General features: G+C 60.9%; 15 protein-coding genes. 2 read left to right on the forward strand and 13 right to left on the reverse strand.

What is annotated here, in order from left to right; all coding sequences use genetic code 11:
* Positions 1 to 20: 20 nt before the first annotated feature.
* Positions 21 to 749: a thioredoxin family protein gene (locus tag IVA87_RS16550; RefSeq protein WP_247334248.1), complete on the forward strand. Its 729-nt coding sequence runs from the start codon at positions 21 to 23 to the stop codon at positions 747 to 749.
* 172 nt (positions 750 to 921) lie between these two features.
* Here the strand turns inward: IVA87_RS16550 and IVA87_RS16555 are convergent, their stop codons facing one another.
* The 5 genes from IVA87_RS16555 to IVA87_RS16575 all read right to left on the reverse strand — a co-directional run bounded on the left by IVA87_RS16555 (position 922) and on the right by IVA87_RS16575 (position 5,958).
* Positions 922 to 1,818, reverse strand: coding sequence for an alpha/beta hydrolase (locus IVA87_RS16555; RefSeq protein WP_247334249.1), 897 nt, complete (start codon positions 1,816 to 1,818; stop codon positions 922 to 924).
* 207 nt (positions 1,819 to 2,025) lie between these two features.
* Positions 2,026 to 2,901 carry a sugar phosphate isomerase/epimerase gene (locus IVA87_RS16560; protein WP_247334250.1) on the reverse strand — a complete coding sequence of 292 codons (876 nt, stop codon included), beginning with the start codon at positions 2,899 to 2,901 and terminating at the stop codon, positions 2,026 to 2,028.
* Positions 2,902 to 2,988: 87 nt separating this feature from the next.
* Positions 2,989 to 3,756: a transporter substrate-binding domain-containing protein gene (locus tag IVA87_RS16565; protein ID WP_247300764.1), complete on the reverse strand. Its 768-nt coding sequence runs from the start codon at positions 3,754 to 3,756 to the stop codon at positions 2,989 to 2,991.
* A gap of 32 nt (positions 3,757 to 3,788) precedes the next feature.
* On the reverse strand, positions 3,789 to 4,157 hold the full coding sequence (locus IVA87_RS16570) for a cytochrome c (protein ID WP_247300765.1): 369 nt from the start codon (positions 4,155 to 4,157) through the stop codon (positions 3,789 to 3,791).
* A 79-nt stretch (positions 4,158 to 4,236) separates the two neighbouring features.
* A complete protein-coding gene (locus tag IVA87_RS16575) occupies positions 4,237 to 5,958 on the reverse strand; it encodes a PQQ-binding-like beta-propeller repeat protein (protein ID WP_247300766.1) in 1,722 nt (573 codons plus the stop codon).
* A gap of 1,320 nt (positions 5,959 to 7,278) precedes the next feature.
* On the opposite strand from IVA87_RS16575, the gene IVA87_RS16580 reads away from it, so the two are divergent.
* Complete coding sequence (locus IVA87_RS16580) at positions 7,279 to 7,530, forward strand: hypothetical protein (RefSeq protein WP_247300767.1); 252 nt, start codon at positions 7,279 to 7,281, stop codon at positions 7,528 to 7,530.
* 458 nt (positions 7,531 to 7,988) lie between these two features.
* On the opposite strand, the gene IVA87_RS16585 is transcribed toward IVA87_RS16580, so the two are convergent.
* The 8 genes from IVA87_RS16585 to rnr form a co-directional block, all read right to left on the reverse strand.
* Positions 7,989 to 11,420 (reverse strand): CHAT domain-containing protein, encoded by a 3,432-nt coding sequence (locus IVA87_RS16585; RefSeq protein WP_247334251.1) that lies wholly within the window; start codon positions 11,418 to 11,420, stop codon positions 7,989 to 7,991.
* Positions 11,421 to 12,814: 1,394 nt separating this feature from the next.
* Positions 12,815 to 14,965 carry a glucans biosynthesis glucosyltransferase MdoH gene (gene mdoH, locus IVA87_RS16590; protein ID WP_247334252.1) on the reverse strand — a complete coding sequence of 717 codons (2,151 nt, stop codon included), beginning with the start codon at positions 14,963 to 14,965 and terminating at the stop codon, positions 12,815 to 12,817.
* The gene (locus tag IVA87_RS16595; protein WP_247334264.1) at positions 14,953 to 16,413 is read right to left on the reverse strand and encodes a glucan biosynthesis protein G; all 1,461 of its coding nucleotides are present in this window, start codon (positions 16,411 to 16,413) and stop codon (positions 14,953 to 14,955) included. The genes mdoH and IVA87_RS16595 overlap by 13 nt, the downstream gene beginning before the upstream one ends.
* A 446-nt stretch (positions 16,414 to 16,859) precedes the next feature.
* A complete protein-coding gene (gene rpmG / locus IVA87_RS16600; protein WP_007603295.1) occupies positions 16,860 to 17,027 on the reverse strand; it encodes a 50S ribosomal protein L33 in 168 nt (55 codons plus the stop codon).
* 122 nt (positions 17,028 to 17,149) lie between these two features.
* Complete coding sequence (locus tag IVA87_RS16605; RefSeq protein WP_247300771.1) at positions 17,150 to 18,475, reverse strand: LLM class flavin-dependent oxidoreductase; 1,326 nt, start codon at positions 18,473 to 18,475, stop codon at positions 17,150 to 17,152.
* 264 nt (positions 18,476 to 18,739) lie between these two features.
* On the reverse strand, positions 18,740 to 19,492 hold the full coding sequence (locus IVA87_RS16610; RefSeq protein ID WP_247300772.1) for an NUDIX domain-containing protein: 753 nt from the start codon (positions 19,490 to 19,492) through the stop codon (positions 18,740 to 18,742).
* A 32-nt stretch (positions 19,493 to 19,524) separates the two neighbouring features.
* Positions 19,525 to 19,965: a DUF983 domain-containing protein gene (locus tag IVA87_RS16615; protein ID WP_247277009.1), complete on the reverse strand. Its 441-nt coding sequence runs from the start codon at positions 19,963 to 19,965 to the stop codon at positions 19,525 to 19,527.
* Positions 19,959 to 22,316, reverse strand: coding sequence for a ribonuclease R (rnr, locus tag IVA87_RS16620; protein ID WP_247334253.1), 2,358 nt, complete (start codon positions 22,314 to 22,316; stop codon positions 19,959 to 19,961). Before rnr ends, IVA87_RS16615 begins: the two co-directional genes overlap by 7 nt.
* Position 22,317: the final 1 nt, after the last annotated feature.

A 22,317-nucleotide genomic window follows, 5' to 3' on the forward strand; every position in this document is an offset into this window, starting at 1 on the left:
CAATCAGAGGAGTCTTGACTATGGCAGCAGGCACCCTCTCTCCACCCAAGGTCGTCTCGCGTGAGGAATGGCTTTCCGCACGTAGGGCATTGTTCGTCGAAGAGAAGGAGATGACGCACAAGCTCGACGAACTTAGAGAAAAGCGACGCCATTTGCCGTGGGTAAAAATCGAGAAGCCCTACGTCTTCCAGGGACCGGATGGCAAGTACACGCTTGCCGATCTGTTCAATGGTCGCGGCCAACTCGCCGTCTATCACTTCATGCTGACCCCGGGCTCCGATCACGTTTGCAAAGGATGCTCGTTCGTCGCCGATCATTTCGACGCCGCGCGCAAGCACTTCCATGATGCCGACCTGTCATTTGCTGTGATTTCACGCGCGCCAATCGAGCGAATCGAGCAAGTGAAACGCGCTTTGGGCTGGACCTTTCCGTGGGTGTCATCCTATGGCAGCGACTTCAACTTTGATTTCGGGGTGTCATTCAAAAAGGAGGACCTGGCCGCTGGCACAGCCAAGTTCAATTACGACACGATCCCGCTCAAGAGCAGCGAAGACATGATGGGCGCCAGCATATTTGCCAAAAACGAGGCTGGCGAGATCTTCCACACGTACTCGGCATATTCCCGTGGCATTGAAAATTTGATGGGTGCCTTCATGTGGCTCGATCTCACGCCCAAAGGCCGCCATCAATTCGATGACGGCCACAGCCGGCTTAGTGACGACGGCCGGGACGTCCGAACGATCGGGTGACCCTGCGGCGCGAGGACTGGCTGTCATTGACGGTCACTGGCGACATCACTGGATTAGGAGCGCTTCAAGTCCGCAGTCGGGGAAACCGAAAGTCCCGCAATCAGGAGCAGAGCGGCGCGCTGGTGCTCGCGCGCGTCCACCACCGCTTTTGACCCGAACCGGACTTACGGCGTTAATGTTTGCCGATAAACGTAAGGACAGCCTGGTCGTATGCGTCAGGCGCTTCTGCAGGCACGGTGTGCGAACTTCCGGCAATGATGATCCTCTCGCGGTTTGGTAGGCAGGTCTCTAGCTGGTCGACAATTCGATAGAAGAATTTGGGACTTCGCTCGCCATTGGACAGAAGCGTTGGCGCACTGATCGACTTGGCCATTTCGCACGTGAACGCCGGCCTCGGGTGTTTTGTTGTGGCGTCGGCTTGAAAGGACGCCACGTTATCGAAGTTCATCTTCTGGTCGGCAATGGATCGACGTTCATAGGCGCCCGGTCCGCCGACGGCATTCACGAACAGCGGTATGCCGGTTTTCACGTCGCCTGCCTTGACTGCCTCCCTCGCCGGTGCCTGGGCATTGCCCCACTCTTTCAACATGTCGCCGACCCCGGGAACGCCGGCCAGGATGCCCGTCGCGGGCGGTTCGTTGAGCGTCAGGCTGACCACCTTTTCCGGATGCACGGCGGCAAAGAAAAGCGCCGCATGCGCGCCAGACGAATGCGCAACGACCCTGACCTTCGACAAGCCTAGAGCCCGCACAAACGCGGCAAGATCCTCGCCGTGCGCATCCGCAGCGCCATCCGGCATGCCCTCAGGACTTGCCTCATTTGGGAAGTGGTTACGGCGGCTGTAGGCAATGGCGCGATAGCGATCGGCGAACTTTGGAAGATGCTGCAGCCACATTCGGTAATCTTGAAGGCCGCCGTGAACAAATATAACCGGTTCGCCTTGACCAACTTCCACGTAGGCAAGTTCAGTCCCATTGGCAGTGACGCGCTTTACGTCTTCTGCGTGGGCGCTGGAAACCTCGAGCAAAAGACACGACGCTGCGGCGAACTTAGCGACGAGGCGGAGCATTGCAGTCTCCCTTATGGCTTATAGCCCCACGGCAGTGAGGCTTCTAATTTGATTGGACATATCAGCAGGGTAATTCGAGTCAATCTCAGGGTGCATTGTCTGCGACTGGTATCGCCCGCCTTTACCTGTTGCCTGCCGGGCCAGGCGCTGTGCCGGAGCTGTTGGCGCATGTGGCAACTGGGAAGTGCGTTCGCTCATTGCGGTTCCTCAATTGGCGTCACGAAACGATCGGGGCGTTCGCGGCGAAATACGCGTGTGCCGAAGGAAGGCGATGCTCGTCTTTATACTTTGCAACGGATCGGCCGAAACGTCTTGCTCGACGAAAAAATGCTGCACGCCGCACCGAAACGACACGTCGAGTATTTTTGCGAATTCGATCGTGCCGTTGCCTAATTCGGTGGTCGATCCGTCCCTCGCTATATCCTTGAGATGCACCAAGCGAAATCGAGATGGATGTGTCTTCAAGACTCTCACGGAATCGAGGTTTCCTTTTGTTGCCCAGTAAACATCGAGCTCGAACTTGACAAAGCGCTCATCCGTACGGCTGAGCAGAAGGTCGTAAGGCTGGATGTCACCTGCGAGGTTCGCGAACTCAAAATCGTGATTATGATAGGCAAGTGTCAGCCCGGAACGCGCCGCCAATTCACCGATCCTATTCAATCTGTCACAAATCCGCTTCCAATCATCGATTGTCTGCCGTTCCAACTGGTCCAGCCATGGACACACGACAAACCGGCTGCCAAGCAAATGAGCGATGTCGAACGATGATCCGGTATTGTCTCGCAGGCTGCCGTAGTCGATATGCAGCGACGGCGCAGTGAGACCCAGGCCCAGCAAAAGTTTCCGGGTGCGCCGCACATTGGGGCCGAGAATGCCGGCAAACTCCACCTCGCGATAGCCGAGACGGGCAACCTTCCGCAGGGTGCCCTCAAAGTCGGCTTTCAGCAGGTCGCGGACCGTATAGAGCTGGAGACCAATTTTCGACAACTCTCGACCGGATACCGGCGCGATCCCTATCGCGGCACCTCCCGCGATACCGGCGAGAATATCGCGTCTGCTGAGGACCGCGCGCGAGGAACCCACGGAGAAAGTTGTCGACGGGCGGACCACAATCCCACTGCCTCTCGATGCCCCACCATTGATTGCCAGGTTGCCGAGACTGTCGCGCAGCTACTTCGGCATTTGCAGTACGACCCCGTAACGACCGTATATCCGACCAATCGTGCCGTCGTTTCGCAGCCGTTCAAGCGCTCCGTTGATGGCTTCGCGCAGTGCATCATCCGGCCGAACCATGCCAACGGCGACATTCCAGTTGAGATCGGCCACGGTCTCGTCGCGATCCAGGATGCGAAATGCTTTGTCCGGGTGCGTCAGATTGAAATAGCTCGCCGAGGTGGGCGTGACCGCAGCGGCGTCAATCTCATGGTTTGACAGGGCGTCGAGGCTGTCGCTCTCGAAGCCAAAGGTCGACGTGGGTACGTGCCGTTGACCGATGATCATGGCTGCGACGGATCCGACCTGCACCCCCACCTTGGTATGCTCGTTGAGGCTCTTGAACGAGGTGAGTGGGCTGGATGACGGCACGACCAGCGCGACGCCAGTGCGATAGTAAGGCTTTGAAATCCTCAAGCGGGTTTCGCCTTGCGCGTCGCGGTCAGCGATGACATCCAGGAGAATGTCGCAGCCGGCGCTACGCATCTGGTACTGGGTGATGATCCAATCTAGCCTCAGCGAGACGCCGAGTTCGCGCGCGAGCGCCTGACCCAATTCGATCTGAAAACCGGGAGGATCACCGGTTTTGCTCGCGAAGGGAAGCGAGTTGGGATGGGCGCAGAGCCCGAGCACGCCGGACGAACGGATCGCATCCAGGGTCCGCGCTTGTGCCGGCCCCGATATTCCGATGACGGCGCCGATGATGAGCAGAAGAATCGTCTTCATTCGCGTCCCCGCGTAGATGGGGCCCCAGCGGCTCAGCCCTCGCGCGGCTTCAGGGCGCGGATATATTTGACGATCTGGTCGATCTGCGCGTCGGTGAGGGCGCCGTCAAATGCTGGCATCGCGCCCGGCTTGCCGTGCTTGATGCGGTTGTGCAGAAATTCGTCGTCGCGCGGCGAATTCATCAGTTGCGGGCCCTTGCCAGCAGCCCGTCCGCCATCGGAGTGGCAAAAGCCGCAGGTCCCCGCGAACAATTGCTCGACATCGAACGTTCCGTTCTCTGGCGCGGGGGTAGCGGGCTGCGCTTGAACCAACCCGGCGACACACAACAACGAAGCGCCCAACGCCGCCGATCGCAGCGCGGTGATCTTGTTCGATTGCGATTTCAAGGCATCCAGCTCCATGTCCTGAAACACGTCCGGCGAGTTCAACGTCCGGGGAGCAAGCTTGCGCCCGCTCCCCGGCAGATCAATTTGCGATAGCCTATTTCAGGCTGTAGACGATGAGCGCACCGTCGTCGCGCGGCATGCTCTTGTAAACGCCGCCGAAATTTGGCGCATATTCGTCGGACAACATGCCGCCAAAGCCGGCGACCACGGCGATATATTGCTTGCCTCCGGCGGAGTAGCTGATGATGCCGCCTTGATGGCCGGTGCCGTCGGAGTGAGTCCACAGTTCACCCCCGGTTTCGGCATCGTAAGCATGAAGTGTGCCGCGGGAGTCAGGCACGAACACGAGATTGCCCGCGGTCGAGAGCACACTCCCAAGCGGCGGCTCGGGATAGCGAACCTCCCATTTCTTCGCCCCGGTGACGGGATCGCGCGCATCGAGGTGACCATAGATCTCACCGCCCGGAGGAGGCGCCATCTTGAAATCGGCGCCGATGTTGAGCTGGACCTGTGGCGTGGTGACAGGCGTCGTCTTCTGGATATCGAGCGTCATGCACCATTCCTGGCCGATTTTATAATAGAGCCCGGTCTTGGGACTGTACGAGCCGGAATTCCAGCTGATGCCACCTCCGATAAATGGACACAGCGGCGGTTCGGTCACTTTCCCGGCGGAGAAGTCGCGCCGGCCGATCAGCGCGCCGGTCTTGGGGTCGATATCCTTGACGAAATTGATGTTCTCTACGAGCCGCCAAACGTTCTTCACGGCGAGATTGCGGTCATAGACGAAGATGAAACCGCTCTTGTTCGGATGGACGACGAGCTTCTGACCGTCACGATCGAGCATCAAGAACTCGCCGACGGCGCTGTCGAAATCCCAGGCATCATGCGGCAGCTCCTGATGGTAGAACTTCAGCTTGCCGGTATCGAGATCGAGACCGATCACCGACGTCGTGTAGAGATTGTCGCCGGGCCGCGCGCCTTGCGTCTTGTAGTCGGCGCCCGACCAATCGTAGAGCGGCGCCGGGTTGGCGGTGCCCCACAGAATCGTGTTGGTCTCGGAATCGTAGGTGCCCGGCATCCAGCCGCCACCTCCACCCGTGCGCCAGGAATCGTTTCCCCAGGACTTCATCGCTTCATCGGTGCCGGCGACCGTCAGGAACTCCCACTTCTTTTTGCCGGTGGCGGCATCGACAGCAAATATCGGACCGCGGCCCGGCCACTCTCCGCCTTGCGAGCCGATGATCACGGTACCCTTGGCGTAAAGCGGCGCACCGGTGAAACCGACTGTAAGTTTTTGCGAATCGATCAGCTTGGTATCCCAGAGAACCTTCCCTGACTTCATATCGAGTGCGATCAGACGGCCGTCCATCGTGCCGACAAAGGCCTTGCCTTCGCCGAGCGCCAAGCCGCGATTGTAGGGGGAATGGGTCTGGCGCGCGATCAGCGCCTCGTCGAGCTCAGGGAAATAGGACCAGATCACCTCGCCGGTCGCGCCGTTAAGCGCAAAAACCCGGCTGTAGGAGCCCGTGTAATAAAGCACGCCGTCGGCCGCGAGCGGCATTGATTGCAGGCCGCGCGTCGAGCGTCCGGGAATATGGATCCAGGCAACACCCAGATTGCCGACGTTGCTTGCGTTGATCTGCGCCAGCGGGCTGTAGTGATAGGATTTGTACGAGCCGTGATAGGTCAGCCAATCATTCTGACCAGCGGCCTCGATCCGAGCTGTATCCACGGATTGAGCCAATGCTGACGACACAATCAGTGTCGCGCCAATGGCAACAAGAGGTAAACCAGATTTGCGCCACCGCCTCTTCATGTATACGTCCTCCCGCTTTTGTTTATTGACCTGCATTTTTCAAGAGCTGACCGTGAGGTTGCATTTGCAGCTCAGTGCCTTATCGATTTCGTCCCTAATCGCGCGTTCCCAGCAAGCTTCGGTCTCTCCGGCGGAAATCGCCAAAGAAGCTACAAGTCTACGTCGTTGGGTTGTCGTTGCACTTCTGCTTGCGATCATAGAGTACGCCGGATCACGCGGAGTGCAATGTCGGAAATGCGCCTGCCGCAAAATGACAGACCGGCTTACCTTTTGATAAACGTTTTCGTTCGAATAGCTGCGTCGTCTGGATGTCGCCTAGAGCTACGCAGAAAGCGGCATCCCGCGAAGAGCGATCCGCCGCTCTGCAGGAGCCAAGATTCCGGATCCAAGCCGGCCGCCACATGTTCATGAGCGGCGCGGCTCGGTGGCGTCAATTTTCGATATGGGCAAGACCCCCGTAAAGCGGGCGGCGGGCTCGCCACAACCCGAGCGACGGTCTACTCGCCGTGAGCGGAAGGCTAGCAGTCCGGTATTCCAGGTGGGCGCGCTGAGGCATTGGCGTTGGCGCTGGTCGCGGAAGAAGGTGTGGAAGGAGAGCCAGTGCTTGCGCCGGGCGAGGTTGTTGAACCGACCGTGGTGTTTCCAGATGGTCCAGTTGCAGTGGTGCCACTCATGTCGCGAACGACCTTATTGGCTACGTCCCAGCATTGCTTGGTATCATGACCGCTCGACCCAGCCGTCGAAGTTCCTTGTGCGTTTGCGAATGTACCGACAGCTAACAATGCGGCGCTGATCGCCGTTGACATAAGAATCTTCCTCATGGACGAATCTCCTCCTTGAGAGTCGGCTGGAATGCCGACGCCTCTCAATGCTGACGCGCCACCAACGTTCCTCACAGGGCGGCCGAACACATGGCTGCTCCGACCACCGCTGCAAAGTGCAGCTTCTTCTTGCCGACCCGGAGCCGTCCACACCTGGCCCTTCGCATCGTATTGCACCGCCACAGAACCCCGGTCGCTTGCGACGCGCTCGGCTCCTACACCATGGCTTGACGCATCGGCGTCGCGCTCGGCCTCGCCGGCGGCATGGTGCAGGTCGCGTTCGCGCTGATCCGGCCGTCGCAGCCGCCGGTGTTGAGGGCGGCGTAGTCCAGAGCAACAAGTCCTTATGTAAGATCCCCTTCAGCCCCGCATAGATGGATCCAATGGCAGTAATCGCGACACCGGCCAGCGGGCCTGCCGTGTGCATCAGGTCCTGGATGAGGCGCGCCCGAAGCCGTAGCTGCTCCTCACCGACGTGTTGACCGAGAAGCCGTGCAACATGAAACGCAAACGCGTTGGGCTTGCCTCCTTGCGCCAGCACCCGCGGCAATACCTGGAAGATCAGGACCGCGAGAATGTTGCCCGACACGAAGGCGAGCAGGATACTTGCGCCATACTCGATCACCTCGCGCCACTCGATCCAAGGCCCTCGAAGGATCGGAACTTTGTCGTGAATACCTGTCACGGTGAGCATCGCTTGCACGCTCAAAGCGGTCGTGCAGAACGCCAATACAAAGGCGCCATTCGCTGACACCTTGTGGACGCGATAGGCGGCAAAGCCAAACAGCAGCGGGATCGCAACGGAAGCGAGCCGCAGTGGGAGTGGCGAGATGTTGAAGACGATCGTGACGAGACTGTGCGCCGATGTCGCGCGCACAGGCTGCGCAAAGAAGCGCTCCCTCAGCATTTTCAGATCGGCAATAGAAACAGCTCATTGGCATACTACGGCTCCACCTTTAGGGTGAAGATCTTGCTGGCCGACCGACCGTCGGTGTCCTTCACGTCCACTCTCAGTGTGTATTCGCCCGCCGGCAGTTCGGCATCTAGGATATTGATGCCGTCACGTCGGATGAAGGGCTTGGCCCGCGGAGTGAGATCGACATTCGGGGTACGATGAGTTGCATCGCGTGGGTCACCGGGATCAGAAGGCCGACCGCGAAAGCGCCTACCCACATCTTGCTCATGACCTGCCTTGTGTTGCCTGGCCGCTCAGTCCTTCCCTTCAGTACCCGATTGCCGCACGCCACCGTCGCCAATGATCGTGTACGGGGCCCAAAACAGCGGATGCGCATAGGCGAATTCCGCTTTGCCTTCGCTGCCGAGATAACCGGGCCCATCCACCAGAGCCATCATGGCCTGGCGCAGAGCTTCGCTACGCCCGAGCGTTGGATCGTCAGCCTGGCGCTTGAACAGGTCGGTGATCAGCTGCCGTGCGGATTGCGAATGTACCGACCAGTTCGTGACGAGCAGAGCACGGGTCCCAGCATAGAAGAAGGCGCGACCGAGCCCCGAGGCGGCTTCTGCGCCGGCTCCTGCGCCGGCACCGGTATTGCAGGCGGACAAGATAACCCAATCTGCATCGAGCTTGAGACCCAGGATCTCTTCCATAGTCAGCAGCCCATCACCGGCCTCGCCGGTAACCGCCGGGGACGAGAGCGCGAGTGCGGGCTGAGTCAGACCATTGAGCTCCCCCGGAACAAGTCCGTGTGTCGCGAAGGCCAGGATCTTGAATCCGGACAGATTCAACTTCTTGACCACGCTTTCGGCCGCATCCTTGCCCAGAAACAGCGCCTTCGATGGATCAGCCTGCAGCGCCAGCGCGATCGACTTCAGCTCCTCAGCGGTATCTGGCAGGCGAGGGAGCAGAGCCAACTCTGCACTGTCGACGCCATCGAGGTCCGGGCTGTTGCGTCGCTTCAGCGGCACGCCGCGGGTGAGACCCGCTGTAGCAGCATCAGCCACCTGAACTTTGTCCTGCCCGGCTGCTGCCTCCGCAAGCTGATCCCTGTTGAAATATGGGTCGCCGAACGCCACAAACTCGCTCCGACCTGCCTTGCCGGGTGGCAATTGGCGCAGCGTGCGCAAGGCTGCTGCAGACGGAACAGCCGAGACGGCGTGAGTGCGGGCCAGCCACGCCACGTGTCGGTATCCCACAAACAAAGGATCGTCATCAGGTGCAATTTCGGCTGGCGCGGTCGGCAACAGTGACAACGGCAGCAGGCCGAGCGCACCGTTGGTGATGACAATCAGATTCTTGGCGGGCTTCCAGCCGCTCTCCACAGGCTTGAGCAGAAGCTCGTAGAGTTCATAAGCAAGCTTCAGGTCGAACGGCGGGATGTCGGAAATCATCGCTGCCTGCGGCTCAAGCGCCTCGCGCAGCTTGCGGATCTTCCTTTCAATATCGCCAATGCCGGCTTTCACCGCGGCAAAGGCGAGGGGGCCCGATTTCGGAACGGCCCAGACAAAACTGCCATTTTGACCGAAGTAGAAGGACAGTACGGCTTCACCTTCAGCAAGCGTCGACCGAATCTCCGCCACGGTCGGTGGCCTGGGTGAGACGAGATCAGCATAGGCCGGGAACTTCTGCTTGATCTCCAGCCGCGCCTTGTCGCGCTCGACGCGCAACGTCGCAATCGCCGCCTGGATCTGCTGCATGCCTTTTTCATCGCGCTCCGACGTCGGGATTGCGAGCACATTGTTCAGGAGCCCGAGCTGGGCATTGACCTGCTTGGTGAGGTCCTGCTCCCTGCGCACAAGCTCAGCGAGGACTGAGTCTTTTGCGGCCGCGCGGGCGCTGGACGCCGCCAGGGCCTGCTGGACCGAGCGAGCCCTGATCGCATCGGCAAGGCTGAATGTCTCCTCGCCAACTTCGTCCGCCGTTCGCGGCGCGCGAGCGAGCAGAGCAAAATAGCTCTCGACGGTCATTTGCAGCCTCTGGATGCGAGCAGCCGTCACAGTCGTGTTTTCCTCATCGGCGTTCTCGCGTGTGTTCGCCATCATGACGGGGATCGCGGCCCTGAATTCGCGGATCGCCTCCGCATCGCGATGGGCGCGCATCAGTCCGACCGCCAGCGTGCCACGCGCTGACGCCACGTCAAAATGGCTTTCGCCGACACGGCTGATCTGCTTCTTCAGCAACTGCTCGGCGGCGCTGATGCCCGCGTCGACCTGGCCGGACGCATAAAGCGAAAGGATACGCGAAGGATTGAGCTCGAACACCTGGCGGCGCTGCGGCTCCCAATTGACGATGGCCTTGTCGATCCGTGTATAGATCTCATTTGCCTCCACGCCCTTGCGCTGGAGCGTCAGGATTCCCGCGAGTTGCGCGAGGAACTGGACCGTTGGCTGTGAGTCCTCCGCAAGTCCCAAGGCTTCATTGACTTCCAACGCGGCCCGCACCAGTTGCGTAGCCTCTTGATAGCGGCCTTGCTCAACGAGCATTCCGGCGAGACCCACAATGAAGCGCGGCGTAGCCGGGTTGTACTTGCCGACATCCTTCAAGCGGGAAAGTAGCGCGCGGCGGGCGTCGATTTCCGCTTCCGCCAGCTTTCCCTGGCGCGCCTCCATTCGAGCCAGGTTCAGCACGGTGGTATCGATCGACCACAGCAGCGTTGATGCCGATGGCGGGTTGGGAGAGGCTAGAATCTCCTTGATGCTGGCGCGCTTGCGCTGCTCTGTCGTGCGATAAGAAGCTTCGGCCTCGCTGAATTGCCCTCGGGCCTCAAAAATCATGGCGCGAGTAAATTCCACCTCAGCTTCCCAGGACTGACCAAATCTGGCATAGGCAGCTCGCCATGCAGGATGACCGCTCGTCCTCGCCTCCTGGATCGCACTCAAACTTCGCCGCAGATAGGCTTCCGCCTGTGCGATGTCGCCCATCTGGATCAGGATGCCGGCAACCTGCCGATTTGCGTTGAATTGATAGCCCTTGCCTCCAGCCGCATTCGCGATGTCACGGAGTTGGCGCTGGTAGATATCAAGCGCTTTTCTGGGTTCGCCGGCTGCGAGATACTGCTGCCCCGCAAACTGCATCAGGCGGCCCATCATGCTTGGGTCGGAAGCCGCCCGTCCTGCTTCAACAGCCTTGTTCGCATCCGCAATCGATTGGTCCAGCCGTCCTAATTGCGCCCGTGCATTGCCACGATCGAAATAGAATTGCGCCAGCTTCTCCGGCGATTCCTTGCCCGTTGGAGATGCGTCCGCCGCCGACCTCAGCCTCTCAATGACCTTCAGATCGGGCTTTTCACTGTCGAGGATCGCAGTGATGTCCGAAATCGTGCGGGGAGGCGCAATGAAGCCGGAGGGAAGCGAGGCTCCCGGCGCGAGTTTGGGTGTCACCTCGGCTGGAATCTCAACCGCGACATTCGCACGCCCGTTGGCAGCTTTCAGAGCCGCCACTACACAGGCGCGGACCGGTGGGGTCGCCCTGGCTCGGCAGCCGCCGAAATCGCCGCCGGCTTGCATGCAAGCCTGAACAATCGGGCGGCCGACCTTTATCCGACAGCTCCCGATAGCCGCTTCCATGGTGAGGGCGGTGGCAGACGATGCCGACCCTAGCAGGACGCAGCTCAAGATCAGCTTGCGAGAGGTCGGCAGAAGCAGAGCGACTGAGAGACCTTCGATTGCGCTGTAAGATCGCATTTGAAATTCTCCTGCGCAGAATGGAATTCCCGCGAAGAGACAATTGTGCCGCGGCCGGCAGCGCCCCCGGCACCCGTCATTCCAGGCGACAACGGCCCACCCCGCATCTCGCGCCGACGTTGGGGGGCGCGCCGTACTCGGTGTAAGGGATTTGCAGTCTAGCGGCGCCCGGCTCCGCCGCCAGCTCCGTGCATCCCGGCATGCCAGCCGCCGCCTCCGCCGCGCCCCAACGTATTGTCGAAGCCGTAGCCCATCATTCTACGCTTGCCGCCTCCGCCGCCGCCAGCGCCGTGCATCCCTGCATGCCAACCGCCGCCTCCTTGATTCCACCTGCCGCGATGGCCGCCCACCAGCTCAGTGGCGTCTGCGTGCTTCCTCGCTTGACCGAGGGGCGCAATCAAAGCTGCCAACTGAATTCCGCGCTGGGTGTCAGGGTTCGCTGCGAAGGTGTACGAGGGGGCAGCGACAGCAGCTGCTGGCGCATGAGTAGCCGGTAAACAGACGAGCAGTGCGCTTGCTAGAACCAAGGATTCCTTTAAGCCCATTTTGGCCTCCTTGCTGGACGACGTCGGAGCTTTTGCGGATTCGCCGCTAGCGCGCTCTCTTGGTGAACATGGCGCGCAGTCACTCTGCGGCCCCCGTCCGTCACACTCTTGAATGCTCCCTCCGGAATGCAGAATCCGCGCTTAATCGCAGTTAATTATTATTAAATACATCTACTTTAAATTGGTCGCAACAAAAATCAAATGCGGTCAGACAATATATAGAATGCTTGGCAGCTCTCTCACCCCGCCCAACGCGCGTCGCGAGACCTCGGGCGTAAAGCGCGCCAAATCCTGGCTTGCCGAAGCAGACCTGCAATCGTTTGAATGCAATGGTTTGAATCAAGCGTAATTAGCTGCCGTCAGCTGAGCGACAGAGGTCGATCTCGATCCCTTCACCTGCTCTGCAACCTGCTAAAGCACTCGAAGAAACGGCTCCTGCATCCAGCAGGCATGCTGGAGCCGTCTCTTCCGAGGTCCTTGTGCGTGCGTCCGGCACAATTGGCAAAATTATGGCTCATTATTAAATGGTGATCTATATCTAACTGAGTTGGTCTTACGGATTTAATAATTAAATTTTTGCGAGCGATCGTGATGATTTCCGGTCAGCATGTGACCTGAGCTGCGTTCGTTTGCGACACTTGCGGCGGATGCCCGCGTTTTCTCTTTTGGCCAAGGCTGACTCAGCCGTGCTTGCCGCGAGCTTACCTAATCTTCGCAGAATTCCACGTGCTTGCACGCGACCGGATTGGAAATTCTTGGCCGGCTTGTCGGTCATGGGTGCGTTCATGACGAGGTCATCGAAAGACGCAGCGCCCACGGAGAATCGCTCAGCGGCCCAGTTTGAGCTCTTCAAGCAGCTTCATTCCTACCTGCGCGAGGCATCTCGAGGACTCTCTGGAGCAGCGTGGGATGGCCAAGAACGGCACGCAATTCCGATTTGTCGAGCCATGCTGCTGCATCCTCGAAGCTTTGGCATTCCTCGAGCTTGATGGTTGCCGTCGCCAATGGCACCTCGACGGCGCCAAATTTGCGCGGCTTGACAAGCGACAGTGATCCCAAATGCTCGGCCAGCAGTTCCGGATCCCGGCTGAGCTGGTGTAGTGCCCCGGCCATCGCGGTGGGCTCAGATGCGGCGAGTTCGTTTGCACGGAGCACCACAGCGGGCGGGTTGTTGGTTTCCGGCGTGGCGAAAAGTCCAGGCGTCTTCAGTCGTGCAGACGTCATGAGTCCCAACGGGATTGAAAGCAGAAGACCCAGCACGACAGGCGACATCCAAAGCAGCAGCGGCAGAGAGACCGCGTAGGCACTGAGCGACAGGGCCAGTCCGCAGAGCGTGGGGCCGGCGAGCTTGCGATAGATTTCGCCGCGCGCCAGCTCGCCATCGCTTCGGCGTTGCACCTGCCAGCCGGCGTCCCGGCCAGCTAGAATTTCAAACACGGCCTTGGTCTGGAGGATCATCATGCAAGGAGCGATCAAAGCCGCAAGAAACGTCTCGCAAACGACTCCGGCCAGTACGCGAGGACTCCCTGCGAATCCGATCCGCTCGTTTCGATTGCCGATCAGCACCAGATAGGCGAGCAGCTTCGGCAGGATCAGAAGTCCCATTGTCGCTGCAAAGACCCGGGCGGCAAGCACCGGGTCCTGTTGCGGCCAGGTCGGAAACAAACTGAAGCCTTTGGGAAAATACTCCGGTCGGATGAAATGCGCCTGCAGTGCAATCAGCAGGCCGAGTACCAGGAATAGAAACCACAGCGGCGCGGTGACATAGGAGCCGATCCCCGTAAGCAAATGCAAACGCGAGACCCAGTGTAGCCCGCGCGCGGGCAAGACTGCGAGATGCTGAAGGTTACCCTGGCACCAGCGACGATCTCTTGCCGCAAAGTCCAGCAGTGACGGCGGGACTTCTTCGAAGCTGCCGCCAAGCGCCGGCGCCAGATAGATTGCCCAGCCCGCGCGGCGCATCAACGCGGCCTCGACAAAATCATGGCTTAGGATGTGACCCCCGAAAGGCTTACGACCGCTCAGCTCCGGCAGGCTGGCCTCCGCAGCGAACGCCCGCACCCGGATAATAGCGTTGTGGCCCCAGTAATTGCTGTCGCCACCGTGCCACCAGGCATTGCCGGCTGCAATGATGGGGCCGTAAACACGCCCCGAGAATTGCTGCAGCCTGCTGAAAATTGTGCGCGCGTTGACGATGACCGGCTGCGTCTGGATCAGCGCAGCAGCGGGATGGGACTCCATCGCGTGGACAAGGCGAACTATTGTGTCGCCCTCCACGAGGCTGTCCGCGTCGAGAACGATCATGTGATCATAGACCGACCCAAACCTCATGACCCAATCGGCGATGTTGCCGGATTTCCGCGCGATGTTGTTGGAGCGATGCCGGTAGTACAGCCGCGCGGCGCAGCAGGCGCGGCGCAGCCCAACGAACGTCATCTCTTCACGAATCCAGATGTCGGGGTCGCTCGTATCGCTCAGTAAGAACCAGTCGAACTGGTCCTCACATCCGGTAGCTTGAACTGATTCATACATGGCGCGTAGTCGCGCCATGAGATGATGCGGGTCCTCATTGTACGTGGGTAGCAGCATGGCTGTGCGGGAGGTTACACGAGGCAGTGGGCCCGTCGTATCGATCGGCAGACAAGACCGGGTGCGCGTGAGCAGCACGAGGAATCCAGCGAACGCGGACATGAAGGAGAAGGCGACCCATGCGAGCAGCACAAGGAAGAAGCCGAGCAGCATCGCCTCGAGGAAGGTTACACCGCCAACCTTCACCACGTCATACATGCCGTAGCCGCCTGCAAGCGTCAGCACCCCAGTCCCGGCAAAAATAAAGAGGCGGCGGAGCGTCAAGGCGGTGCCCGAATGCACCGGCGACGGGTTAGCTTCAGCCGCGCGATCCAGCCGGCACGGCAGCATCGGCAGCGGGCTTTCTGGCGGCAGGAATGTGCTGCCAGGTGCGTCCGGCGAGGGCTTCGGCGACGGCCTCAGGGCGTCCATCGATAGGTCCACACTTCGGAGACTGGCGCTTCGTTTTGCGCCAAGAAAGCTCGTAATTCGATGGCGGCTTGCTTCTTGACCAAGCATTGGAAGCTCAGACGCCATCCGCCTGTCATGGGATTAGGTTGCGTGACGATGTTGCTGATTTCGGCTTGTGCAGCGGTCACCACACCTTTGATAGTCTTGGCATCGATGCCTTTGAGTCGGTCCCCCATCAGTTCCAGCACGAACAGTTTGCTATCATCTCCCCGGCTTCCGATCGCCGTTCGCGTGAACCGTGCGAGGGCCTCCGGTTTGGGAGCGTCCGGACCCCAGTGCAGCCGATAGGTGAAGATGTGTTCGCTTTTGGCGGTCAGCGGCTGCTTGGGTTGCCAGAGCGCTGCGATGTTGTCGTGAATCTCCTCCTTGGTGGGTATCTCGAATAATTTCACCGCTCCTTCGCCCCAATCTCCGATCGGTTCGAACCATAGGCTTGGGCGCTTTTCGAAGTTGGATTCGAGATCCTGATAGGCGAAGAAGTTCCTCTCCCGCTGCATCAGCCCGAAGCCCCCCGGATTGACATCGGCAAAGCTGCTGACCTGCAGATCGTGCGGATTGTTGAGGGGACGCCAGAGTTGCTCACCTCTGCCGTTGAAGATCGCAAGTCCATCCGAGTCGTGAACCGCGGGGCGGAAATCGTCAAAATCTTTGCGATCGTTCGGCCCGAAGAAGTACATGCTGGTCATAGGCGCGAGCCCGGCATGCTCGATGTCCACCCGGGGATAGAGAACCATCTCGACGTCGAAAACCGTGCTTTGGCCGGGCCGGATCGTGAATCGGTAGCTTGCGGCCGCGCTCTTGCTGTCCAGCAGCGCGTGCACCACGATGGACGAGGCATTTGGCACCGGCTTCTCCAGCCAGAAAGCCTTGAACACCGGGAATTCTTCGCCCTTGCTCTCGCCGGTATCGATCGCTAGTCCGCGCGCGGACAGGCCATACGTCAGTCCTTTAGCGACTGCTCGGAAGTAACTGGCGCCCAGGAACACACAAACTTCATCGTAGTAATCCGGCCTGTTGATCGGAGCGTGAATGCGGAATCCACTAAACCCGATGTTGACATCCGGCCATTGTCCGAGACCCTCTCCGAACGAGAAGTCGTCACGCCGATACGGGATCGGTATGACGCTCCTGTTCACCACCTGGAAAATGTCGACCCGGTTCTTGTAGAAAAAGCCGCGGTGAAAAAATTGCACTTCGAACGGTAGCTTCTCATCACGCCACAACGCCTTCTCAGGCGCGAAGCGAATTGATCGGTATTGGTCATAGTTGAGATTCTTCAGCGCATCCGGCAGCTTCTCGTCGGCAGGCGTGAATGATTTCGCGGCAAGCGCGCGGGCAAGTTCGCGCACGTAGGACGGGCTGAACGGCTGGGCGGGGCCCGTCTCAGCCTTCCCCGCACGCAGTAGCATATTGGCAACTGAGAACGCAGCCGATGCGCGAAGAACTTGCCGGCGGTTCACGCTCACGTCTCCCGGTTCGAAACAGGTGGGAAAACGGCCTATGTTCCTCGGAGTTCCGTGCGGGTAAGGGGATGTGACACTGGTGACTTCAGCAGAATGTTCGAATGGACTGAGGAGGAGATTTGAAGCAAGGCTGGCCTGAACTGCGAGGCAGCTCTCGCGGCTGGTCGGCAAACCGCCGGAGCTGGCGGTGTTGGCGTTTTGCAAGTCCGCACGCCCAGATTAGCTCAGCCCCGGAGGCAGCGCAGCGCACCTCGACGGTGTGCTGCAGAGCCGGGCCATGGCCCTGGATCGCTGTGTGGCTTGCTCAGGCGCTGCAGCGCGCCGAGAGCGAGAGCCAAAATAAAAACGGGGCCCTGAAGGGGCCCCGCAAAGCTTTGCAACGCTGCGGCGACTTACTTGATCTTGGCTTCGCGGAATTCGACGTGCTTGCGCGCGACCGGGTCATACTTCTTCTTGACCAGCTTGTCGGTCATGGTGCGCGAATTCTTTTTGGCGACGTAGTAGAAGCCCGTGTCGGCCGAGGACACGAGCTTGACCTTGATGGTGACCGCTTTGGCCATATTCAAACCTCAGAATGAAGGAAATCTGGAGCCGGCCAAACGGCCCGCGTTGGCCGGCAACCTAGCCAGAAACCGCCTGATGTCAAGGTTTTAGGGGGCAGAAACCACCCAAATCGGCCCGATCAGGCCTCGAAGAAACGGTTTTTCGGCCGCGGCAGGCCCAGATTCTCCCTCAAAGTGACCCCTTCATACTCTTTGCGGAAAATCCCGCGGCGCTGCAGCTCCGGCACCACCTTGTCGACGAAATCGTCGAGGCCGGCGGGCAGGAACGGGAACATGATGTTGAAGCCGTCGGAGCCGCGCCCGACCAGCCATTCCTCCATCTGGTCGGCGATGGTCTTGGCGGTGCCGACGAACGACAGGCCGCCATAGCCGCCGACGCGCTGGGCGAGCTGGCGCACGGTGAGCTTTTCGCGCGCGGCAAGATCGACCATGCGCTGGCGACCGCTCTTGCTGGCGTTGGTCTCGGGAATATCGGGGAGGGGGCCGTCCGGATCGAAGCCGGAGGCGTCGGTGCCGAGGATGACCGAGAGCGAGGCGATGGCGCTGTCGTAGTGCACGCGGCTGTCGAGCAAAGCGCGCTTCTCCTTCGCCTCATCGACGCTGTCGCCGACCACGACGAAGGCGCCGGGAAGGATCTTCAGGTGCTCGGGATCGCGGCCGACCTTCGCCATGCGGCTCTTGATGTCGGCATAGAGCTTTTGCCCGTCGGCGAGGCTGCCGCCGCCGGTGAACACAGCCTCGGCCGTCTCTGCCGCGAGCTGCCTGCCGTCTTCGGAGGCGCCAGCCTGCACGATCACCGGCCAGCCCTGCACGGGGCGGGCGATATTGAGGGGACCGCGCACTTTCAGATATTTGCCGTGGTGGTCGAGCGTGTGCATCTTGGCGGGATCGAAGAACAGGCCGCTCTCGACGTCGCGCACGAACGCATCGTCGGCGAAGGAGTCCCAGAGCCCGGTGACGACGTCGTAGAACTCGCGGGCGCGCTTGTAGCGTTCGGCGTGCTCCATGTGATCGTCGCGGCCGAAGTTGAGCGCCGCGTCCGGATTCGAGGTGGTGACGATATTCCACCCCGCACGCCCGCCGCTGATGTGATCGAGCGAGGCGAAACGGCGCGCGACGTGATAGGGCTCATCGAACGTGGTCGATCCGGTCGCGATCAGGCCGATGCGCTCGGTGACGGCCGAGAGCGCCGACAGCAGCGTGAACGGCTCGAATGAGGTCACGGTGTGGCTGCGCTTGAGCGCGTTGATCGGCATGTTCAAGACGGCGAGGTGATCGGCCATGAAGAAAGCGTCGAACTTGCCGGCCTCGAGCTTGCGGATCAGCGTCTTGATGTGGCCGAAATTGAAATTGGCGTCAGGCCAGGCGCCGGGATAGCGCCAGGCGCCGGTGTGGATGCTGATCGGGCGCATGAACGCGCCAAGCTTGAGTTGCCGTTGTGCCATCGCCCGGTGTCCTTCTTCATTGTCGTTCGAAAAGACATAGGTGCGGGCGGGAACTCCGCCATTGGGGGAGGCGGGAAGAATTTTTTGTTTTTTGCGGCTCTCTCAGCACGTCATTCCGGGGTGCGCCTCAGGGCGCGAACCCGGAATCCATTGAACTGCGGAGACGGTGGATGAATGGATTCCGGGTTCGCGCTTCGCGCGCCCCGGAATGACGGAGGAGGGAGCCGCGTGCCGGATAACGGATGATCCGTAGCGCCGCGGAGCCTAGCTCAAAACATCCTTCTGCATCTTGCCGCCGTAGAAATGGAAGAACGGCACCGGTGCATCGTGGCGGAGCGGGCCGGTGGCAAGGCGGGTGTCGAGCTCGTTGAGCACGTTGCGCGTCATCGGATGCAGGTCTGCGAGCGGTTTTGAGCCGAGCTCGACCCAGACCAGCTCGACCAGCTCGGCATCGGCATGGATCACGCCCTCGACGCGGTGGGTGATCGCGGAAGCATCCGCGGTGAAGAAGCGGGTGTCGAAGCGCTTGACGCGGCCGGGCGGCGTGATGGCACGGGCGATCAGGAAAAGGCCGGAGGGATCAGGCAGCAGGCCGGCATCCGCGAATGGCTTCCAGGGGCCCTCGAGCTTGGGCACCTTGCCTTCGGCCTTGCGGCCGAGGCAGAGACCGGTCTCCTCGCAGGCTTCGCGAATCGCGGCAATGGCGAGCGATTTGGCGCGCGAGGGAGGGGTCTTCGGGCTGCCCTTGGCGAGATTGGCTTCGAGCTCTGCGGTAATGGGGGCGGCGCAGGGCACGCGATAATCGGCCTTGTCGACACGGCCGCCGGGGAAGACGAACTTTCCGGGCATGAACACCACCTTGTCGTGGCGCTTGCCGACCAGCACTTTGGGAATAGGCCCGCTGCGATCGACCAGGATCAGTGTCGCTGCATCCCTCGGACGAAAATAGGGATGGTGGTCGGCTTCCTTCTCCTCGTGAACTTTAGCCTTCTCCTCTGCCGGCGAAATATCCGTCATGTCCTCACCCGAACCGCTCTTGTTTGTTTTGCTTACACAGGCGGAATACCATCGGGAGGGTTCTCGTCAAACCCGTGCATGCGCAGAGCCCATTGCAAGCCGACCACAGCTCCCTTGACGGGTTGCAACAGCGCGAGCGAGGCGAGGAAGGTAAAGGGCAGATAGGCCACGAAACTGAGCCACACCGGCGTCGTGTAGTTGGTCTCGATCCAGAGGATGGCCGGTACCACGATGTGGCCGACGATGACGATCACGAGATAGGCGGGCAGGTCGTCGGCGCGATGCGGGGTGAAATCGAGGTCACATTTGGCGCAATTGTCCGCCGTCTTCAGAAAGGCGCGGAACAGCTTTCCCTCGCCGCAGCGCGGGCAGCGGCCGCGAAAGCCATGCTTCATCGCAGCCCACACGTCGCGCCTCTCGACAAGGCCGGTCTCGCGCGTCCAGATCTTCGGCGCCGTGCTCATCGTCACCATGCCTTGCCCTTCTGTCCCTTGCCTTCGCTCTTGCTTTTCCCCTTGGCCTTCTTGCTCTTGCCGGATGTCTTCTGTTTCTCCGGCCTGCGCTTCTGCTCGGGACTGCGTCCCGGATGCGGCTTCGACGATTTGCGCTGCGGGCGGAACGGCCTGCGTTCGCGGGAGCCGGTCTCACCTGCCGATGACAGCAGCTCGAAGCGCAGCGCGCCTGCGATGGGAGCTGCTTCGATCAGACGAACGTCGACGACGTCACCGAGCTGATACATGGTGCCGCTGCGCGTGCCGACCAGTGCGTGGCGGCTCTCGTCATAGTTGAAATATTCCGTGCCGAGGGATCGGATCGGGATCAATCCGTCGGCGCCGGTCTCGGCGAGCTTGACGAACAGGCCGGCGCGGGTGACGCCGGAGACGCGGCCCTGAAAACTCGCGCCGATGCGGTCGGCGAGATGGTGCGCGATCAGGCGATCGACGGTCTCGCGCTCCGCCTTCATCGCGCGCCGTTCGGTGAGTGAGATATGGGCGGCGACTTCGCCGAGAGATTCGGGCGTCGCGCTGTCGGGCAGGGCGCCTTCGCCGAGGCCGAGCGCGCGGACCAGCGCGCGATGGACGACGAGATCGGCATAGCGGCGGATCGGCGAGGTGAAATGCGCATAACGGCGCAGGTTAAGGCCGAAATGACCGTAGTTTTCCGAAGAGTATTCCGCCTGGGCCTGGGCGCGCAGCACGACCTCGCTTACCAGCGGGTAATAATCGTGGCCTTCGAGCTGGGCCAGCACGCGGTTGAACAGCGTCGGGCGCAGCGCGCCTGATTTCGTGAAGGGAACGTCCAGTGTCTCCAGGAACTCGCTGAGGGCGTGGACCTTCTCCAGCGTCGGCTCGTCGTGCACCCGGTAAATCAGCGGCAGCGACTTCTTCTCCAGCATCTCCGCCGCGGCGACGTTGGCGAGGATCATGAACTCCTCGATCAGCTTGTGCGCATCGAGACGCTCCGGGACGACGACGCGGTCGACCGTTCCGTCGCTCTTCAAGAGGATCTTGCGCTCGGGCAGGTCGAGATTGAGCGGATCGCGCTCGTCGCGCGCGCGCTTGACGCAGGCGTAAGCCGCGTAGAGCGGCTTCAGGATCGGATCGAGCAGCGGGCCGGTGGCATCATCGGGCCGACCGTCGATCGCAGCCTGTGCCTGCGCATAATGCAGCTTCGCCGCCGAGCGCATCAGGATGCGGTGGAAGCTGTGCGAGCGCTTGCGGCCGTCCGGTCCGATCACCATGCGCACCGCCAGTGCGCCGCGCGGCTCGCCTGGCACGAGCGAACAGAGATTGTTGGAGATGCGCTCCGGCAGCATCGGCACGACGCGGTCGGGGAAATAGACCGAGTTGCCGCGATCGAGCGCGTCGCGGTCGAGCGCGGTGCCCGGCCGGACATAGAAGCTCACGTCTGCGATGGCCACGTTGACGATGAAGCCACCCTTGTTATTGGGATCGTCGTCGGGCTGCGCGTGGACCGCGTCGTCGTGATCCTTCGCATCCGGCGGATCGATGGTGACGAGCGGAACATCGCGCCAATCCTCGCGCCCTTTCAGGTTCGCAGGCTCCGCCGCCTCCGCCTCGCGCTCGGCCGCGGGCGAGAATTGCAACGGGATGTCGTGGGCATAGATCGCGATCAGGCTGATGGCCTTCTCCGACTTGACCGAGCCGAGCCTCTCCTTGACGCGGCCGGAGGCCAGGCCAAAGCCGCGCGAGCGGACGATGTCGACGCTGACGAGGTCACCGTCTTGCGCGCCTTGTGTATCGGTCTTCGCGATGTTCAGCTCGCGGTCGGCGAACTTCTTGTCGACAGGAACGAGCCGTCCGCCGCCTTCGGAAAGACTGCGGAAGACGCCGAGGATACGGCTCTTGGCCTTGTCGATGACCTTGATGATGCGGCCGCGATAGGCGGGACCTGCGTCCTCGTCCGAGCGCTCGACGCGCAGCAATGCGCGGTCGCCGACACCGGCGGCCGTGCCAGGCTTGGGCCGGCGCGGCATCTCGATCAGGATTTTTGGCGGCTCGCCGCTTTCGACCTCGTCCCATTCGGCGGGGGAGGCGATCAATTCGCCGTCGGAGTCGCGGCCCGTGATGTCGGCGAGCAGCGTCGGCGGCAGCGTGTCGGGCTCGGAGATCTTGTGGCGCTTCTTCTTGATGATGCCGTCGTCGGCGAGCTCGCGCAGCATGCGCCTGAGCTCGGCGCGATCGGCGTTCTTCAGGCCGAACTCGCGCGCAATTTCGCGGGTCCCGACCTCTCCGTGGTTTGCCTTGATGAAGGCGACGATGGCTGCCCTGTCGGGAAAGCCATGGTCATTCTTGCGTTTCACT

This window comes from Bradyrhizobium sp. 147 (assembly GCF_023073935.1).
Taxonomy (GTDB): domain Bacteria; phylum Pseudomonadota; class Alphaproteobacteria; order Rhizobiales; family Xanthobacteraceae; genus Bradyrhizobium.

Bases quoted from the DNA above. Each gene is read 5' to 3' on its own strand.
- IVA87_RS16550 (WP_247334248.1), top strand. From the start codon at position 21: ATGGCAGCAGGCACCCTCTCTCCACCCAAGGTCGTCTCGCGTGAGGAA.
- IVA87_RS16555 (WP_247334249.1), bottom strand. From the start codon at position 1,818: ATGCTCCGCCTCGTCGCTAAGTTCGCCGCAGCGTCGTGTCTTTTGCTC.
- IVA87_RS16565 (WP_247300764.1), bottom strand. From the start codon at position 3,756: ATGAAGACGATTCTTCTGCTCATCATCGGCGCCGTCATCGGAATATCG.
- IVA87_RS16570 (WP_247300765.1), bottom strand. From the start codon at position 4,157: ATGGAGCTGGATGCCTTGAAATCGCAATCGAACAAGATCACCGCGCTG.
- IVA87_RS16575 (WP_247300766.1), bottom strand. From the start codon at position 5,958: ATGAAGAGGCGGTGGCGCAAATCTGGTTTACCTCTTGTTGCCATTGGC.
- IVA87_RS16580 (WP_247300767.1), top strand. From the start codon at position 7,279: ATGAAACGCAAACGCGTTGGGCTTGCCTCCTTGCGCCAGCACCCGCGG.
- IVA87_RS16585 (WP_247334251.1), bottom strand. From the start codon at position 11,420: ATGCGATCTTACAGCGCAATCGAAGGTCTCTCAGTCGCTCTGCTTCTG.
- mdoH (WP_247334252.1), bottom strand. From the start codon at position 14,965: ATGGACGCCCTGAGGCCGTCGCCGAAGCCCTCGCCGGACGCACCTGGC.
- IVA87_RS16595 (WP_247334264.1), bottom strand. From the start codon at position 16,413: ATGCTACTGCGTGCGGGGAAGGCTGAGACGGGCCCCGCCCAGCCGTTC.
- rpmG (WP_007603295.1), bottom strand. From the start codon at position 17,027: ATGGCCAAAGCGGTCACCATCAAGGTCAAGCTCGTGTCCTCGGCCGAC.
- IVA87_RS16605 (WP_247300771.1), bottom strand. From the start codon at position 18,475: ATGGCACAACGGCAACTCAAGCTTGGCGCGTTCATGCGCCCGATCAGC.
- IVA87_RS16610 (WP_247300772.1), bottom strand. From the start codon at position 19,492: ATGACGGATATTTCGCCGGCAGAGGAGAAGGCTAAAGTTCACGAGGAG.
- IVA87_RS16615 (WP_247277009.1), bottom strand. From the start codon at position 19,965: ATGGTGACGATGAGCACGGCGCCGAAGATCTGGACGCGCGAGACCGGC.